The organism is Embleya sp. NPDC020886 (assembly GCF_044333915.1).
Taxonomy (GTDB): Bacteria; Actinomycetota; Actinomycetes; order Streptomycetales; family Streptomycetaceae; genus Embleya.
Genome location: NZ_JBIRRX010000009.1, coordinates 416129 through 432778 on the forward strand (window position 1 = coordinate 416129; position 16650 = coordinate 432778).

General features: G+C 72.2%; 16 protein-coding genes. 14 read left to right on the forward strand and 2 right to left on the reverse strand.

Annotation, left to right across the window (positions count from 1 at the left end):
• Window positions 1-108 precede the first annotated feature (108 nt).
• Window positions 109-1341: a chorismate synthase gene (gene aroC, locus ACH4U8_RS30045; protein WP_395781444.1), complete on the forward strand. Its 1233-nt coding sequence runs from the start codon at window positions 109-111 to the stop codon at window positions 1339-1341.
• Between the two features lie 66 nt (window positions 1342-1407).
• Here the strand turns inward: aroC and ACH4U8_RS30050 are convergent, their stop codons facing one another.
• Window positions 1408-2598 carry a M20 family metallopeptidase gene (locus ACH4U8_RS30050; protein ID WP_395781446.1) on the reverse strand — a complete coding sequence of 397 codons (1191 nt, stop codon included), beginning with the start codon at window positions 2596-2598 and terminating at the stop codon, window positions 1408-1410.
• Window positions 2599-2690: 92 nt separating this feature from the next.
• Here ACH4U8_RS30050 and ACH4U8_RS30055 point away from each other — a divergent pair, with 92 nt between their 5' ends.
• The 4 genes from ACH4U8_RS30055 to ACH4U8_RS30070 all read left to right on the forward strand — a co-directional run bounded on the left by ACH4U8_RS30055 (window position 2691) and on the right by ACH4U8_RS30070 (window position 6696).
• On the forward strand, window positions 2691-3851 hold the full coding sequence (locus tag ACH4U8_RS30055) for a PucR family transcriptional regulator (protein ID WP_395781448.1): 1161 nt from the start codon (window positions 2691-2693) through the stop codon (window positions 3849-3851).
• 260 nt (window positions 3852-4111) lie between these two features.
• Entirely contained in the window at window positions 4112-5146 is a 1035-nt protein-coding gene (locus ACH4U8_RS30060) for a methyltransferase (protein ID WP_360319773.1), read from the forward strand.
• Between the two features lie 258 nt (window positions 5147-5404).
• Window positions 5405-5857: a hypothetical protein gene (locus ACH4U8_RS30065; protein WP_395781450.1), complete on the forward strand. Its 453-nt coding sequence runs from the start codon at window positions 5405-5407 to the stop codon at window positions 5855-5857.
• A 155-nt stretch (window positions 5858-6012) separates the two neighbouring features.
• The gene (locus ACH4U8_RS30070; RefSeq protein ID WP_395781452.1) at window positions 6013-6696 is read left to right on the forward strand and encodes a class F sortase; all 684 of its coding nucleotides are present in this window, start codon (window positions 6013-6015) and stop codon (window positions 6694-6696) included.
• A 66-nt stretch (window positions 6697-6762) separates the two neighbouring features.
• Here ACH4U8_RS30070 and ACH4U8_RS30075 read toward each other — a convergent pair whose 3' ends face one another.
• A complete protein-coding gene (locus tag ACH4U8_RS30075) occupies window positions 6763-8460 on the reverse strand; it encodes an FAD-dependent oxidoreductase (RefSeq protein ID WP_395781454.1) in 1698 nt (565 codons plus the stop codon).
• A 264-nt stretch (window positions 8461-8724) separates the two neighbouring features.
• On the opposite strand from ACH4U8_RS30075, the gene ACH4U8_RS30080 reads away from it, so the two are divergent.
• The 9 genes from ACH4U8_RS30080 (at window position 8725) to accB (ending at window position 16648) form a co-directional block, all read left to right on the forward strand.
• Entirely contained in the window at window positions 8725-9969 is a 1245-nt protein-coding gene (locus ACH4U8_RS30080) for a SchA/CurD-like domain-containing protein (protein ID WP_395781456.1), read from the forward strand.
• Window positions 9970-10019: 50 nt separating this feature from the next.
• Complete coding sequence (locus ACH4U8_RS30085; protein ID WP_395781458.1) at window positions 10020-10436, forward strand: cupin domain-containing protein; 417 nt, start codon at window positions 10020-10022, stop codon at window positions 10434-10436.
• Window positions 10433-11701 carry a beta-ketoacyl-[acyl-carrier-protein] synthase family protein gene (locus ACH4U8_RS30090; RefSeq protein ID WP_360319761.1) on the forward strand — a complete coding sequence of 423 codons (1269 nt, stop codon included), beginning with the start codon at window positions 10433-10435 and terminating at the stop codon, window positions 11699-11701. Before ACH4U8_RS30085 ends, ACH4U8_RS30090 begins: the two co-directional genes overlap by 4 nt.
• Window positions 11698-12954, forward strand: coding sequence for a beta-ketoacyl synthase N-terminal-like domain-containing protein (locus ACH4U8_RS30095; protein WP_395781460.1), 1257 nt, complete (start codon window positions 11698-11700; stop codon window positions 12952-12954). Before ACH4U8_RS30090 ends, ACH4U8_RS30095 begins: the two co-directional genes overlap by 4 nt.
• A 38-nt stretch (window positions 12955-12992) precedes the next feature.
• Window positions 12993-13247 (forward strand): acyl carrier protein, encoded by a 255-nt coding sequence (locus tag ACH4U8_RS30100; protein ID WP_360319757.1) that lies wholly within the window; start codon window positions 12993-12995, stop codon window positions 13245-13247.
• A gap of 1 nt (window position 13248) precedes the next feature.
• Window positions 13249-13731 carry an SRPBCC family protein gene (locus ACH4U8_RS30105; RefSeq protein WP_360319755.1) on the forward strand — a complete coding sequence of 161 codons (483 nt, stop codon included), beginning with the start codon at window positions 13249-13251 and terminating at the stop codon, window positions 13729-13731.
• A 107-nt stretch (window positions 13732-13838) separates the two neighbouring features.
• A complete protein-coding gene (locus ACH4U8_RS30110) occupies window positions 13839-14171 on the forward strand; it encodes a TcmI family type II polyketide cyclase (protein ID WP_395781462.1) in 333 nt (110 codons plus the stop codon).
• Between the two features lie 93 nt (window positions 14172-14264).
• Window positions 14265-15998 carry an acetyl-CoA carboxylase, carboxyltransferase subunit beta gene (accD, locus tag ACH4U8_RS30115; RefSeq protein ID WP_395781464.1) on the forward strand — a complete coding sequence of 578 codons (1734 nt, stop codon included), beginning with the start codon at window positions 14265-14267 and terminating at the stop codon, window positions 15996-15998.
• Window positions 15998-16648 (forward strand): acetyl-CoA carboxylase biotin carboxyl carrier protein, encoded by a 651-nt coding sequence (gene accB / locus ACH4U8_RS30120; protein ID WP_360319749.1) that lies wholly within the window; start codon window positions 15998-16000, stop codon window positions 16646-16648. Before accD ends, accB begins: the two co-directional genes overlap by 1 nt.
• The last annotated feature ends 2 nt before the right edge of the window (window positions 16649-16650 follow it).

Sequence of the window (16650 nt, forward strand, 5' to 3'; positions counted from 1 at the left end):
CGCCCGCTTCCCCCCGCCCGCCCCGCCCGCCCCGCCCGCGCTGCCCGACCTGCCCGCACCGCCCGACCGATCCGTATCCGTATCCGTATCCGTGAAAGAAGGACCCCCATGTTGCGTTGGCTCACCGCAGGTGAATCGCATGGTCCCGCGCTCACCGCCGTCCTGGAGGGGCTGCCCGCCGGCGTGGAGGTGTCCTCCGCCGACCTGGCGCGCGCGTTGGCTCGGCGCCGGCTCGGCAACGGTCGGGGGGCGCGGATGCGCTTCGAGCGCGACGAGGTCGAGTTCAACGGCGGGGTGCGACACGGGCTGACCCAGGGCGGCCCGGTCGCGCTGCGGGTGGCCAACACCGAATGGGCCAAGTGGGCCGAGGTGATGGCCCCCGATCCCACCGACGCCGACGGCCGGCGCTACGACGAACCGGGCCGGCTCCCCGACCGCGGCCGCGGCGCCGCGCTGACCCGACCCAGGCCCGGCCACGCGGACCTGGCCGGCATGCAGAAGTACGGCTTCGACGACATTCGCCCCGTGCTGGAGCGCGCCAGCGCCCGCGAGACGGCGGCCCGGGTGGCCATCGGCGAGGTCGCCCGCGCGTTCCTGGCCCAGGCGCTGGGCGTGGAGATCCTCAGCCACGTGGTCCGGATCGGCGCGGTCGCGCTGCCCGAGGCCCTGGTCCCCGAACCCGGCAGCGGGGACGCGATCGACGCCGACCCGGTGCGCTGCGTCGACCCGGACACCGCCGCCGCGATGAACGCCGAGATCGAGGCCGCGCACAAGGACGCCGACACGCTCGGCGGCGTGGTCGAGGTGGTGGTCTACGGACTGCCGCCGGGCCTGGGCAGCCACGTGCACTGGGACCGACGCCTGGACGCCCGCCTGGCCGCCGCGCTGATGGGCATCCAGGCGATCAAGGGGGTCGAGGTCGGCGACGGCTTCACCACCGCGACCCGACGCGGCTCGGTCGCTCACGACGAGATCACCCCGGTCGCCCCCGGCCGGCCCGGTCCCGCCCGGGTGCGCCGCGAGACCGGTCGCGCGGGCGGCATCGAGGGCGGCATGACCTCCGGCGAACTCCTGCGGGTGCGCGCCGCGATGAAGCCGATCTCCACCCTGTCCCGGGCACTGGCCACCTTCGACGTGCGCACCGGCGATCCGGCCAAGGCGATCGCGCAACGCAGCGACGTGTGCTCGGTGCCCGCGACCGGCGTGGTCGCCGAGGCGATGGTGGCGCTGGTCCTCGCCGACGCGGTACTGGAGAAGTTCGGCGGGGACAGCGTGGCCGAGACCCGCCGCAACGCCGAGGCGTACCTCGAGGCCCTGCCGGTGACCGTCGCCGACGCGTGAGCGCGGGTGCCGAGCCGAAGCGGACCGACGGGCTCCGGGGCGATCGCCCCGGAGCCCATCGGCGGGTCAGCCCCCGGCCGGCGCGCCCGCCAACAGCCGCTCGCGCAGGCCCTGGTCCAGCGCCGCGTCCACAGCCGTCCAGGCCATCGCCAGCCCACCGTCCAGCAGCGCCCGATCCGCCGCCGGCCGCACCGCGTAGGCGGCGAACTCGGCCTGATGCAGCCCGGCACTGCCCGAGTCGATCGACACCAGCGGCTGGATGGACGGAATCGCCAGCGACACGTTCGCCATGTCGGTCGAGCCCGCCTGCCGATCGTCGGCCGCGGTCACCGGCGGGAACTCCCGCCCCACGGTCAGCGCATTGCGCTCGTACGCGGCCAGCAGGTCGCCGTCGTGCCGGAACTCCGAGTACGCGGGCGAGGTCGAGGAGATGGTCAACCGCGACCGGGTGGCCACCGCGCCCGCCTGGAAACACTCGCGCACCCGCGCCTCCAGGTCGGTCAGCCCGGCAAGCGTCGCGGCCCGTACGTAATAGGCGGCCTCGGTGTGCTCGGGGATCACGTTCGGCACCTGCCCGCCGGTCGTGGTGATCCCGTGCACCCGCTGATCCGGCGTCATGTGCTGGCGCAGCAGCCCGATCGCCACCTGGGCCACGGTCAGCGCGTCGGCGGCGTTGACGCCGTCCTCGGGACACGCGGAGGCGTGCGCGGCCCGCCCGTCGTACTCGACGTGCAGTTGCGCGCGGGCCAGGCACGTCGGGTCCAGCCGCTCGCGCGGCGAGGGATGCACCATCATCGCCGCGTGCACCCCGGCGAACGCGCCGCGCTCCAGCATCAACACCTTGCCGCCGCCGTTCTCCTCGGCGGGCGTGCCCAGCACGCGTACGGTGATGCCGAGGTCGTCGGCCAGCGCGCCGAGCGCGAGCGCGGCGGTGGTCGCGGCGGAGGCGATCACGTTGTGCCCACACGCGTGCCCGATGCCCGGCAGCGCGTCGTACTCCGCGCAGATCCCGAGCACCAGCGGTCCGCTGCCGCGTTCGGCGACGAAGGCGGTCGGCAGCTCACAGACCCCGGGGGTGACGGTGAAGCCGTGTTCGGTCAACGTTTCGCCCAGCCAACCGCAGGCCCGTTCCTCGGCGAAGCCGAGCTCGGGGTGGGCGTGCAGGCGGTGACTGAGTGCAACCAGATCCGGGGCGGCGGCGTGCACCGCCGCCTGGGCAGCGGCCTTTGCACCGGCCGCGAGGTCGAAGGCTCGCATGGGCGCATCCTGCCCCACGAAAGACGTAACGGGAAGTGACCGATCGAAGTATCTGTTCCGCGTAACAACGACCGGCTAAGGTGCGGAAATCCATGATCGACAAGGCAGAAGTCACGGCACACCGGACCCCCGTGGCGGACCGGGCAGAGGCGTTCGAGCGGGAGCTGAACGTGCTGGCCCTGTCCGGCGACGGCTGGCTCGCCATCCTGCGCGCCCTGGCCCAACGCACCGGTAGGACCGCCCGACTGGTGGGCGTGCACGGCGGAGTGCTCGCCGCCACCGACGACGGCACCGAGTCGATGACCCCGGTCGCCGTCGCCCACGTGTTCGTCGAGGACAAGGTGGTCGAGGTCACCTGCGACGAGGGCTGGCCGGCCTCGGCACTGGCCGTCCGGGTGGCGCAACGCCGGGTCGGACTGCTGCTGTTGGGCGAACCGGACGGCGCCGCCGACGACGAACCGCTGCTGCGGGCCGCGGTCACGGCGGTGGCGATCGAGGCGATCCGGCGGGACGCGGTGGCCACCGCGACCGCCGAGACGGCCGGCCGGCTGATCGACGAACTGCGCTACGGCGCGCTGCGCAACCTCGCCGACGTGACCCGGACCGCCGCGCGCTTCGGACTGCACCTGGACCGCCCGCACTCCGCCGTGGTGTTCGCCTACGCCGGACCCAACCAGCGCACCTGGACCACCGCGCTGTCCTGGCTGGAGATGCCGGTGCGCCAGGAGGGCGAATTGGGCCTCGCGGTGCTCTCCGGCAACGTCGAGCGGGAGATCAGCCGGATCCGGATCCGCCTTCAGGGCATGGTCGGCGACGTTCCGGTGCTGGCCGCCGCCGGGCCCACGGTCAGCGACCCGCGCGGCACCGCACGCTCGTTCCACGACGCCGAGACGGTGCTCGGCCTGCTGCGCCGGCGACCCGGCGAGGTGCAGTTGATGTTCTCCTCGCTGGGCCTGGCCCAGTTGTTGTTCGGTGTGCCGCCGGCCCGACTCCAGGCGTTCGTGGACCAGCACCTGGGGCCGATCCTGGAACGCGAGGAATGGGTGGCCACCCTCAGCGCGTGGCTGGCCACCAACGGCAGCCGCGCCGCGGTCGCCGAACTGTTGCACCTGCACCGCAACTCGGTCGGCTACCGGATCGGCCAGATCCGCGAACTCCTCGGCGCCAACCCCCTCGACCCCGAGGTCACCCTGCAACTCCAGGCCGCCCTCACCGCCCGCGAACTCCTCCTGGCCCTCAAGGAAGTGCCCTGAGCCCGGCCGAGCGGGCCCGACCACGGCCCGGGCGGGGCAGCGCCTCGTAGCGGACGCCCGGGGTGTGGGTCTGCGGCCATTCGGATGAGTCGTGGGCGCGTCTTCGTCCGAACCGGCCGCGCCTCGGCGGTGGGTCGGCGACTGTGGGTCACAGTCGTTCCAGCCCCGGCGCGGACCGCCGGGACGTCGGTGCGCGGGTCGTTGCGGTCGAGTTCCGCCGGCCCGGCCCCGGATGGTCCACCGGTTGAGAGGCGATCAGCATGACCGATACCGACGTCACCCGTGCCCCGCAGGCGGCCACCCGGCTGCGCGAACTCGCGTTCAGCGCGATGTCCGCCGCCGCGGTGCGCGCCGCCCTGCGCCTGGGGCTTCCGGACGCGCTGGGCGAGGGCCCGGCGACCGTGGACGAGTTGGCGAGGGCGGTGTCCGCCCACCCCGGTGCGCTGCACCGACTGCTGCGCGCGTTGGCCTGCCAGGGCATCTTCGCCGAGGAGCCGGACGGCCGGTACACGCACACCGAGGAGTCCCGACTGCTGCGGGCCGACGCGCCGCGCAGCATGCGCGACGTCGCGCTGTGGACGACCGAGCCGTGGACGTGGGAGGTGTGGCCGCGCCTGGACGAGGCGGTGCGGACCGGCAAGAGTGTCTTCCCGGGCCTGCACGGCAAGCAGTTCTTCGACTACCTGCACGAGGACGCGCCGGAATCGGCCGCCGCCTTCGACCGGGCGATGACCCAGTCCAGCCGGCAGTCCGCGCAGGACGTCACCGCGGTGCTCGACCTGACCGGCATCGACAGCGTCGCCGACATCGGCGGCGGCCAGGGACTGGTGCTGGCCACCCTGCTGGAGCGCAACCCGACCCTGCGCGGCACCCTGCTCGACCTGCCCGGCGTGGTCGCCGCGGCCGACCCCAGACTGCGCGACGGCGGCGAACTCGCGCCCAGGGCGACCCTGGTGGGCGGCGACTGCCGGGTGGACATCCCGGTCCGAGCCGACCTGTACATCGTCAAGAACATCCTGGAATGGGACGACGACAGCACCCTGCGCACCCTGCGCAACATCGTGGCGACGGCCGCGCCGGGCGCCCGGGTCGTGATCATCGAGAACCTGGTCGACGAGACCGCCTCGATGCGATTCACCGCCGCGATGGACCTGTTGTTGCTGCTCAACGTCGGCGGCCGCAAGCACACCACGGACAGCCTGCTGACCCTGATCGAACAGGCGGGCCTGCGCGGCCGGGACGTGCGCGCGGTGAACCCGTCGCTGCACATGTTCGAGTGCACGGTTCCGGCCTAGCACCCCACTCGGGAGCTCCGCCGACGTCGGGAAAGCTACTTAAAGTGACATTCCATGACCCTGTGCCAAACATCGGGCTGCTCCCGGCGAGTGAAGCACGCCGCGATTTCCATCCGAGAGGCCCAGGGGCGGACCTCGAATGCAGTCATGCCGGTCGCGGGTCGGCAGGGGCCGTTCGATGGTGATTAAGGCGCCTCGCCGATCCCCGTGTGCCGACGTCCGTCGGCAGTTCGCGAAGCGTCCGGAAGGAATATCACGATGCGTCGTGCACGCGCTCTTGTCGCCGGTACCGCCCTCGGCTTCGCCGCCCTGACCCTGGCGGTTCCGTCCGCCTACGCCGACGCTCCGGCGCCGGTGAAGCCGGATTCCGGGCCGGCGGCTCCGGAAAACGGTGCGTCGGAGAAGTCCTGGTCCGGCGAGTCGAAGTGGACGCCCGAGAAGGATTCCGAGCACCGCGAGAGCTCGGACAAGGGTGGCGAAAGCAAGGGCAAGGAAGGCAAGAGCACCGAGAGCAAGGGTGACGAAGGCTCCTCGCACGAGAAGTCCTGGAAGGACCACAAGAGCCCGCACGGCGGCGTGCACACCGGCATCGGTGGCGCCTTCCTCGACGACGGCGCGGCGCTCGGCACCGGCGCGGCCCTGATCGCCGGCGGCATCGGCCTGGGCGTATACGCCCTGCGTCGTCGCCCCGGTGCGGCGGCCACGGCCTGATCCGTCCTCGCCCAGGCAACACGAGCCGTGGCCACCGCCCTTCACCGGGGCGGTGGCCACGGCGACGTCGTTGTCGGCGCGGCATCGCGAGCCGCGGCCCAGGAGCGTCCGCAGCCCAGGAGAAAGGCACCGCCTTGCAAGACCCGGCACCGCCCATGGACAAGTCCGAGCCCCCCGCGCCGCGCCGCGTCAGCGCGGGCAAGCTGATGCTGATCGCGGCCACGGCCGTCCTGCTGGGCGTCCTGATGATCAAGCACGACCTGACCACCGACTCCGGGCCACCACCCCAACCGATGCCCGCCGCCGCCCAACCGAGCGCCCCGCCGACCGCCGCGTCCTCGGCGAGCCCGGGCGCGAGCTCCGCCGGGTCGCCGGCGATGCGGCGCTCGCCACCGGTGCGGATCAAGATTCCCACCATCAAGGTGGACGCGCCGTTCATCGGGTTGAACCTGAACGGCTCCGGCGTGCTGGAGGTGCCGCCGCCGGCGGATCGCAATCTGGCCGGCTGGTACGCGGACGGGGTCACCCCGGGCGCTCGCGGCAACGCGATCGTGCTCGGCCACGTGGACACGATGATGGGCCCGGCGGTGTTCTGGGGGCTCGGCAGCCTCAAGCCCGGCGACACGGTGGAGATCGCCCGGGCGGACGGCAGCGTGGCCCGGTTCGCGGTGGACTCCGTCGAGGCGTTCCCCAAGGACGCGTTCCCCGACGAGCGGGTCTACGGCAAGACGACGGACGCCCAGCTTCGCCTGATCACCTGCGGTGGCGTCTACGACAAGAAGGCCAAGGACTACAAGGACAACGTGGTGGTGTTCGCACACCTGTTGCCGCCGACGTAGACCGCACACGCACACCGAACGGCCGGCCCCGGAATCCGCTCCGGGGCCGGCCGTTCGTTCCGGTGCTCAGCGGTCGACTTCGACACCCACCCCGGCGTCCACCTCGGCGTCCGACTCGGCCCGGCACGCCACCGTACGCAGCACGATCAGCATCGCCTGCTCCGGATCCAGCTCGACGGCCGGCGCCCGCCACGCGACGAACCCGTCCGGACGGATCAGCACCGCCCCCTCGTCGGTGACCCCGTGCAACTCCGCCCAGTCCACGTCCGACGCGGTGACCAGGTCCACCGAGGCCGACTCCGCCTCGGTGCCCACCCGGTGGATCGTCAGGGGCACCTCGAGCAGCCGGCTCGCCGCCCGCGCGGCCCGCTGCCACGCCTCGCCCGCCGCACCGGCACCGACCAGCAACACCGGTGAGGTCTCGTACAGATCCAGGGTGGACAGCCGAACGCCGTCCCGGTGCAACCACAGGTGCGGAGCCCGGGTGCCGGGTTCGCCGGCGGGCGGGCGGAACCGCTCGGGCAACACCGGCACTTCCGGGTCGACGCCGAGCACCGCCGCGGACGCGTAGCGGTAGCCGAGCACCACTCCCAGCACGCCGGGTTGCCGGCCGCCGGCCACCGGGGGAGCGGCGTACCCCGGGTGGCTGTGCTCGGCGGATCGGGAGGACGCACGCGCGGCGGTGGCGCGGGCCACCGGTCGGCGCTCGGCCTCGTAGGTGTGCAACAGGTCGGTGCCCGCATGCCCGTTCAGCACGGTGGCGAGCTTCCAGGCCAGATTGTGCGCGTCCTGGATACCGGTGTTGGAGCCGAACGCCCCGGTCGGCGACATCTCGTGCGCGGAGTCGCCCGCCAGGAACACCCGCCCGACGCGGTAGCGTTCGGCGACCCGCTCGGCCGCGTGCCACGGCGCCTTTCCGGTGATCTCCACATCCAGATCCGGGACACCCGCGGCGGCCCGGATGTGCTCGACACAGCGCTCATCGGTGAACGCCTCGATCGGCTCGCCCCGTTCGGGGTGCCATGGCAGGTGGAAGACCCAGTGATCCCGGTTGTCCACCGGCAACAGCGCGCCCTCGCCCAGGGAGTTCGTCAGATAGCAGACGATGAACCGCCGTTCGCCGACGAACTCGGCCAACCGGCGGGAGGTGAAGGTGACACTCACGTTGTGGAAGAGGTCGCCCGGACCGGACACCGCGATGCCCAGTCGCTCGCGCACCGGACTGCGCGGCCCGTCCGCGGCGACCAGATAGTCCGCCCGTACGGTCTGTTGCCGCCCGTTCGCCCTGGTCCGAACGATCGCGGTGATGCCGTCGTCGTCCTGCTCGAAGGACACGAGTTCGGTGCCGAAACGCAGGTCGCCGCCGAGTTCGCGGGCATAGTCGGCCAGCACCGGCTCCAGATCGTTCTGGCTGCACAGGCACCACGAACTCGGACTGAACCTGGCCAGACCACCACCGGGGTCGATCTCCTTGAACAGCCACTCCTGACGGTCCCCGGCGATCGTGTCCGCCTGCAGGATGCCGTGGTTGTCGGCCAGTACGGCGGACGCGGCACGCACTCGTTCCTCGACCCCCGCGGTCCGGAACACCTCCATCGTGCGCACGTTGTTCCCGCGCCCGCGGGGGTGTCTCGAGGTGTCGGCGTGCCGTTCCACCACCAGGTGCGGTACGCCCAGCCGGCCCAGGAAGACGGACGTGGACAGCCCGACCAGCGAGCCGCCCACGACCAGGACCGGTACCCGGTGTTCGATCTCGGGATTCATCAGTTCTCCTGCATTGGCGAGTACTGCGGACCTGTGAGCTCGCGGTGCGGGCCCTGTCCGTCGGTGTGCTCCTGTTCCCGCTGAGTTCCGCTGAGCCGTTCGCCGTGGCGAATGTCACTCATATGCCCTCAAAAGATGCAGAGAGTGATGATTCGCCGCCACGCTCGAAGTCGAGGCCGGGCGGCTTCGGCGTGGCCCGGTCCCCCGGGATTGCCCGCGCCGGATGGCACCACACAGGCCGATTCCCAAGACCAAAGGAATGACATGGACACCCTCGTCCACTCCTCGGCGAATCCCACCGCCGACACCACGTCCAAGCTCCGGGTACTGCTCATGCTGGAGCTGCACGAGGGGTCGGAGCAGCGCTTCCTCGAAGCCTACGAACGCATCCGGCACCAGGTCGCCGCCGTACCGGGCCACCTGCGCGACCAGTTGTGCCAGTCGATCGAGGACCCGACCCAGTGGCTGATCACCAGCGAGTGGGAGGGCAGTTCGCAATATCTGGCCTGGGTGGACAGCCCCGAGCATCAGGTGATGGTGCAGCCGCTGCACGGTTGTGTGCGCGGCACCCGGTCGTTGCGCTTCGCGGTGGCCCGGGAGACCGACCTGCGCGCGGACGCGGCGGGCTCGGTGATCACCAAGGGGGGCGCGGGCGGGAAGGCGAAGGCGGGTGCGCCCGGCAAGGCCAAGGCCAAGTCCGGGACGAGCGACAAGGTCAAGGCCGGTGTGGGCGACCGGGCCAAGGCCGGCGTGGGCGAGAAGGCGCGGGCCGGGGCCTCGGCGGCGCCCGGCGTGGTGCGCTGCGCGCTCACCTTCACCGTCAAGCCGGGCAGCGAGGCCGAGGTGGCCAGGATTCTGGCCGGCTACAAGTCCCCGGCGGCCCGGGTGAACGCCACCACATCGCTGCGCCGGACGTCGGTGTTCATGCTCGGCAACCGGGTGGTGCGCGCGATCGAGGTGGAGGGCGACCTGCGGGCCGCGCTGCGGCACGTGGCCGAACAGCCGCAGGTACGCGCTGCCGAGGAACTGCTGAACCCGCACCTGGAGGAGGCCCGCGACCTCAACGACTCGGAGGCCGCCCGGGCGTTCTTCATGCGCTCCTCGCTGGCCGAGGCGTACCACCTGGAGGCCCCGGCCGGAAAGTCGGCGAAGGCGTCGACCAAGCGCCGCGCGCTGCTGTACCCGGTCCGGCACGGTTGTGGCGAATCCGCCGCCACCGTGCTCCAGCGCCACGACGAGCGGGTGATCGGGTCCGGATCCGGACCGATCGCGAGCAGTTCGGTGTTCCTGCGCGGCGAGATCCTGGTCCGGGTGCTCGACCTGCGCGGCGACCCGGACGACCCGGCGCTGATCCTGGGCATCGACCGCAAGGAGTCCGCGGCCCGGTTGAGCCGGCTCCTGGCGGTGGGCGAGGACGGTGCGCTGGACACCGACGAGGGCCTGCGGCACCTGCTGGCCTCCGCCGAGACCACCCTCGTCACCGACCGTCGCGCCGACCGCGACGCCTGATCCCACGGGCGGCGCCTGCGGGCGCCGCCCGCCACTTGGAGGTGGCACACATGACCACGCAGACCGTACGCATCGTCAACGTCGACGAGGTCGAGCCCAATCGGCGTCGGGGCGGTGAACTGCGCGTCACGCTCGGCCCGGCGACGGTGGGATGCACCAGCGGCTTCATGGGCCTGGCGATCATCGAGCCCGGCGAGATGATCACCGAGCACTACCACCCGTACTCCGAGGAGTTCATCCACGTCATCACCGGGGAGCTGGAAGTCGACCTGGACGGCGTCACCTATGAACTCCGGCCCGACCAGGGCCTGATGGTGCCCAAGAACATGCGGCACCGATTCCGCAACGTCGGTCGGGCGCAGGCGCGGATGGTCTTCCAAATCGCCCCGTTGGCGCCCCGGCCGGAACTGGGGCACGTCGACACCGAGGGGATCGAGCCCGCCGAGACCGTGGGCGTCGACTCTTGAGGCGCCGGGTGGCGGTCACCGGCGTCGGCGTCGTGGCGCCCGGCGGCGTGGGTGTCACCGCGTTCTGGGACATGCTGATGGCCGGCCGTACGGCGACCCGAGGCATCACCTTCTTCGACCCCACCGGCTTTCGCTCCCGGATCGCCGCCGAATGCGATTTCGACCCGATCGCGTGCGGCGTAGACCGGGCCCGGGCCGAACGCGCGGACCGCTACGTGCAGTTCGCGCTCGCGGCGGCGGCCGAGGCGATCGGCGACTGCGGTCTGGACCGGGACGCGGAGGATCCCTGGCGGATCGGCGTCTCGCTCGGTACCGCCGTGGGTGGCACCACCCGGCTCGAACACGACTACATCGCGGTCAGCGACCGGGGCCGCGACTGGGCGGTGGACCCCAAGCGGGCCGACCCGTTCCTGCACCGGGCGTTCTCCCCGAGCACGCTGGCCTCCGAGGTGGCCGAGGAGTTCGACGCGCGCGGCCCGGTGCAGACGGTGTCCACCGGTTGTACGTCCGGCCTCGACGCGATCGGGTATGCCGCACACGCGATCGAGGAGGGTCGGGCGGACGTCTACCTGGCCGGTGCCTCGGACTCGCCGATCTCGCCGATCACGGTCGCCTGCTTCGACGCGATCAAGGCGACCTCGACCCGCAACGACGACCCGGCGCACGCGTCCCGGCCGTTCGACGCGGACCGGGACGGCTTCGTGTTGGGCGAGGGCGCCGCCGTGCTCGTGCTGGAGGAACTCGAACACGCCCGGCGCCGCGGTGCCCATGTCTACTGCGAGGTCGGCGGCTTCGCCACCCGGGGCAACGCGCACCACATGACCGGCCTGACCCGGGAGGGCCTGGAGATGTCCGAGGCGATCGACCGTGCACTGGCCGACGCACAGGTCGACCCGACCGGGATCGACTACGTCAACGCGCACGGCTCGGGCACCAAGCAGAACGACCGCCACGAGACGGCGGCGGTCAAGCGTTCGCTGGGCGAGCACGCGTACCGGACGCCGATGAGTTCGATCAAGTCCATGGTGGGCCACTCGCTCGGCGCGATCGGTGCGATCGAACTGGCGGCGTGCGCCCTGGCGATGGAACACAAGGCGGTGCCGCCCACGGCGAACTACCAGACCCCGGACCCGGAGTGCGACCTCGACTACGTGCCGGGGACGGCCCGGCCGATGGCACTGAAGACGGTGCTGTCGGTGGGCAGCGGGTTCGGCGGCTTCCAGTCCGCCGTGGTGCTGGACCGCCGGGAAAGGAGACCCCGGTGAAAAACTCCGCACCCAGACGCACGGTGGTGACGGGTGTCGGCGTCGTCGCGCCCAACGGCATCGGCCCCGACGTGTTCTGGAAGGCCACCCGCGAGGGCCGGTGCGTGCTGGACCGGATCACCCGTGAAGGGTGCGCGGACCTGCCGTTGGCGGTCGCCGGCGAAGTGCGCGAGTTCGACCCCGCCGCCGTGGTCGAGGAGCGCTTCCTGGTCCAGACCGACCGCTTCACGCACTTCGCGATGGTCGCCGCGGATCAGGCACTGGCCGACGCCGCGCTCGGCCCGATGCCCACCTTCGGCGTCGGGGTGACCACCGCGAGCTGCTCCGGCGGCGGCGAATTCGGCCAGCGCGAGCTGCAGAACCTGTGGGGTCAAGGCCCCGGCTTCGTCGGGCCCTACCAGTCGATCGCCTGGTTCTACGCCGCCACCACCGGCCAGATCTCCATCCGCGGCGGTTTCAAGGGGCCGTGCGCGGTGCTGGCCAACGACGAGGCGGGTGGGCTGGACGCGCTCGCGCACGCGGCCCGCACCATCCGACGCGGCACCGACGCCGTCGTGGTCGGCGCGGCGGAGGCCCCGCTGGCGCCGTACTCGATGGTCTGCCAGCTCGGCTACGACGCGCTCAGCCTGGCTCGCGAACCCGGGCAGGCGTACCTCCCGTTCACCGCGAACGCGTGCGGGTTCGCCCCCGCCGAGGGCGGTGCGATGTTCGTCGTCGAGGAGGCGGCGGCGGCGCACCGGCGCGGCGCCCGGATCCGGGCCGAAGTGGTCGGACACGGCGCGACGTTCACCGGCACCTCGGGCTGGGGACCTTCCCGGCACGGTCTGGCCCGGGCGATCCGCGACGCGCTGGCCGAGGCCGAATGTGCCCCGCAGGACATCGACGTGGTCTTCGCGGACGCGCTCGGGGTGCGCGAGGCCGACCAGGCCGAAGTACTGGCCCTGAGCGACGCGTTGGGCGGACACGCGGCCCGGGTGCCGGTGACCGCCCCCAAGACGGGCATCGGCCGCGCCTACTGCGGCGCGCCGGTGTTGGACTGCGCCGCCGCGATCCTGGCGATGGAACACGGCGTACTGCCGCCCACGCCGGGCGTCTTCGACGTCTGCCACGACCTGGACCTGGTCACCGGCCGGGCCCGGAGCGCCGAACTGCGCACCGCCCTGGTGCTCAGTCGGGGCCTGATGGGCCACAACGCGGCCCTGGTGTTGCGCCGCGGCGACGGCCGGCCCGGGACGCCCTACCCGACCGCGTAGCGGTCCCCGCAAGGAAGCACGGAAGAAGGAAGCCTGCGATGAACGGACCCTTCAGTTACGAAGAACTCGCCGCGCTGATGAAGACCTGCGCCGGCGTCACCGCCGATCCGCAACGGATGAGCCTGCCGGGGTCGACGTTCGAGGAATTCGGACTCGACTCGCTCGGCCTGCTCGGGATCGTCTCCGAACTGGAGCGGCGCTACCAATTCCCGCTCGGCGCGGACGTGGACCAGTGCAAGACCCCGCGCGAGTTCCTGGAAACCACCAACTCCCAACTCACCTCCGGAGTGTGACATGGCAGGCCATACCGACAACGACATCGTCATCTCGGCCCCGTTCGACCTGATCTGGGACATGACCAACGACGTGGAGCACTGGACCGACCTGTTCAGCGAATACGCGTCGGTGGAGATCCTCGCGCGCGAGGACAACAAGGTCACCTTCCGGCTGACCATGCACCCGGACAAGGACGGCAAGATCTGGAGCTGGGTCTCCGAGCGCGAGGCCGACCGCGAGGCGCGGACGGTGTGGGCCCGCCGGGTGGAGACCGGGCCGTTCGCGCACATGCACATCCGCTGGGAGTACCAGGAGGTCCCCGACGGCGTGCGGATGCGCTGGGTGCAGGACTTCGCGATGAAGGAGACCGCGCCGGTCGACGACGCGTGGATGACGGACAACATCAACCGCAACTCTCGCGTGCAACTGGAGCTGATCCGGGACCGGATCCAGCAACGCGCCCGGGAACTGGACGTGGCGCCCACCGCGCGCACCTGGTGACACCCGCGTCGGTGCCGGTTCGCCCGGCGCCGACGCGCCCGGTCGGCGGGTCCGCCCCGCGCGGTCCCGCCGACCTCCCACCGATCGACCGGAAAGGACCATCGCACATGCACCGCACCCTGATCGTGGCCCGGATGAAGCCCGATTCGGCCCCCCGAATCGCGGACATCTTCGCTTCCTCCGACACCGGTGAACTCCCGCACCTGGTAGGGGTCACCGGCCGCAGTCTGTTCCAGTTCGGCGACCTGTACCTGCATCTGATCGAGGCCGATCGGCCACCGGGGCCCGCCGTCGCCAAGGTGGCCGGACACCGCCAGTTCCGCGACATCAGCGAGCGACTGGCCGCGCACGTGGGCGCGTACGACCCGGAGACCTGGCGGTCGCCGCAGGACGCGATGGCCCGGGAGTTCTACCGCTGGGAGCGGGACGCGCAGGAATAGCGCGTACGGCCGTCGTGTACGTCGCCGTCGGCCAACGCCCCTTCTTCTTGGGCCCCTTCGTCCCAGGCCCCTTCGTCCAAGGACCCTGAAGCCATGATCGAGACCGACCTCGGGCTCACCGTCCACGCCCGACCCGACTGGGTCAAGTGCGGGCGCTGCGCCGAACTCGTATACGGCAAACGCTTCGCCCGGGACCTACAGGTGTGCCCCGACTGCGGTGATCACGCCCGGCTCACGGCGCGGCAACGACTGGATCAACTACTGGATCCCGGCTCGGAGACTCCGCTGACCGCCGGGCCCACCCCCCACGACCCGCTGGAGTTCGTGGACTCGCGCCCCTACGCGGAGCGCCTGGCCCAGGCACGCGCCGCCACCGGCATGGACGAGGCGGTGCTGTGCGCGCGGGGCACCGTCCACGACCGGCCGGTCGTGGTGGCCGCGATGGACTTCCGCTTCCTGGGCGGCAGTCTCGGCTGCGCGGTGGGCGCGTTGGTCACCGAGGCCGCGAACGAGAGCCTGCGCAGCCGTACTCCACTGCTGCTGGTCACCGCCTCGGGCGGGGCCCGCATGCAGGAGGGGGTGCTCTCGCTCATGCAGATGGCCAAGACCGCCCACGCCCTGGCGGAGTTGCACGAGGCCGGCGTCCTGGTGGTGTCGCTGATCACCGACCCCACCTACGGCGGGGTGGCCGCCTCGTTCGCCACGCTGGCCGACGTCATCCTGATCGAACCCGGCGCCCGACTGGGCTTCGCCGGCCCCCGGGTGATCGAGCACACCATCCGCGAACGGCTGCCCACCGGCTTCCAGACCGCCGAATTCCTGCTGGAACACGGGATGGTCGACGCGATCACACCCCGACCGGCGTTGCGCGCGACCATCCGCCACCTCCTCGCAGCGGGCGATGCGCGCGAGGTTCGTCCCGAGGAGGCACCGGGCGAGCCGACCACGCAACCGCCCGCGCCCGGACCGGCGGCGAACGCGTCGACGGCGAACGGGGCGGCGGACCAGGGCGATCCGTGGGAGGCGGTCCGGCTGGCCCGGCACCCCGCGCGACCCACCGCCCTCGACTACGCCGGGCGAATCCTGGACGACTTCCACGAGTTGCACGGCGACCGGATCGGCGCGGACTGCCCCGCGGTGATCGGCGGCATCGGCCGGCTGGACGACGTGCCGGTGATGCTGATCGGACATCACAAGGGGGGTGACAACCTCGCCGAACGTCAACACCGCAAGTTCGGCATGGCCACCCCGGCGGGTTTTCGCAAGGCCGCCCGGCTGATGCGGTTGGCCGCCAAGCTCGGCCTGCCGGTGATCACCCTGGTGGACACGCCCGGCGCCAACCCCGGACCGGACGCGGAGCGGGACGGCCAGGCCGTGGCGATCGCGGAGAACCTGCGCCTGATGTCCCGACTGCCCACCCCGATCGTCACGGTGATCACCGGCGAGGGCGGCAGCGGCGGCGCCCTCGCGCTCGCGGTCGCCGATCGGGTGATGATCGGCGAGCACGGTGTGTATTCGGTGATCAGCCCGGAAGGGTGCGCGGCCATCCTGTGGAAGGACGCCGCAGCCGCGCCCGCGGCCGCCGCGGCGCTGCGCATGCGCCCACGCGAACTGCTGCGCCTGGGCGTGGTCGACCGGATCGTGCCCGAGCCGCCCGGTGGCGCGCACACCGACCCGGGCAAGGCCGCCGCACTGCTGCGCGCCGCACTGATCCCGGTCGTGCACGAGTTGCGCGCGCTGGACCAGACCCGGCTCCTGCGCGAACGCGGGGACCGATTCCGGGGCTTCGGCGTCGCGCCGGCTGCCCGTGTCGAAGGAAGTGCGTGATGACCCCACCCCACGGAGCACCGGACGCGCACGACGCGCACGCCGACAACCACGTCAACCACTCCGGCTATGCGGACGAGCGGTGGGTCAAGCCGCTCACCCCCGCCTCCGCCGCGCAGCCGCACACCCACCCGCACCCGGCCGACCGGCCGCAGCCGGCACCCTCCGCCCCGGTTCCGCCGCGGTTGATCCGGTTGCGCTGCGGCGACACCAGCATCGAGATCGAGTGGCCGGAAACCCCCGCGCCCGGCCCGGCCGCCGTCGCCCTCGACGCACCCGCCGCCGCGCCGCGGAGCGAGCAATCGGCCGCGCCGGAGGGCACCCGGCGGTTCGTCCGCGCGCCGATGGTCGGCACCTTCTACCACGCGCCCGAGGTGGGTGCGAAGCCCTTCGTCAGCCTCGGCGACACCGTCCGCGCCGGTCAGACGGTGGGCATCCTGGAGATCATGAAGATGATGAACACCATCACCGCCGAGGTGTCCGGACAGGTGGTGGAGGTGCTGGTGGCGGACGCGCAACCGGTGGAGTACCACGAGCCGTTGCTCGCGATCGAGCCACGCGCGACCGGCCGGGACGCGAACGCCGAGCACGACGGCGGGCCCGACGACCGTCCCGGTACGGGCCACGACGGCCCGGCCGGGCGGCACTGACA